Annotated in this window: 2 protein-coding genes; both read left to right on the top strand. The window is 61.9% G+C overall.

Translation table 11 applies throughout. The features are described from left to right. Positions 1-185: STAS domain-containing protein (locus QWI17_RS05705; RefSeq protein WP_302721549.1), on the top strand; the 185-nt coding region annotated here is incomplete at its 5' end. Continuing rightward, positions 182-367: ATP-binding protein (locus QWI17_RS05700; protein ID WP_370661376.1), on the top strand; the 186-nt coding region annotated here is incomplete at its 3' end. The genes QWI17_RS05705 and QWI17_RS05700, both read left to right, overlap by 4 nt.

Genomic DNA, 367 nt, shown 5'->3' with positions numbered 1-367 from the left:
GCCGGATGATCGCCAGCATTTCTGGCCTGTCCCGCATTCTGGATGCCGAAACCATGGTGGTCGGCATGCAGCCGGCCGTGGCCATTACCTTGGTCGAACTGGGCCTTACCCTGCCGGGCGTAAGCACGGCACTCAATGTGGAGCGTGGCATGCAAGTGCTGCGTCAACGTGTGAGCCAAAAATGAATGTGCGCGAAAGCGGCAGCCAACCGGTACGAATCGAACAGGATGTGGTACTGGCGCGTCAGTTGGCGCGCAAGCTGGCCGGCGAATGCGGCATGCGCCTGGTGGACCTGACCAAGCTGGTGACGGCAGTCAGTGAACTGGCGCGCAACACGGTGGTGTATGGCGGTGGTGGCGACATGGAC

Source organism: Gilvimarinus gilvus (assembly GCF_030518155.1).
In the GTDB taxonomy this organism is placed as follows: domain Bacteria; phylum Pseudomonadota; class Gammaproteobacteria; order Pseudomonadales; family Cellvibrionaceae; genus Gilvimarinus; species Gilvimarinus gilvus.
Note: the sequence above shows the minus strand (reverse complement) of the source record. Positions and strands in the feature narration are given on the sequence as shown.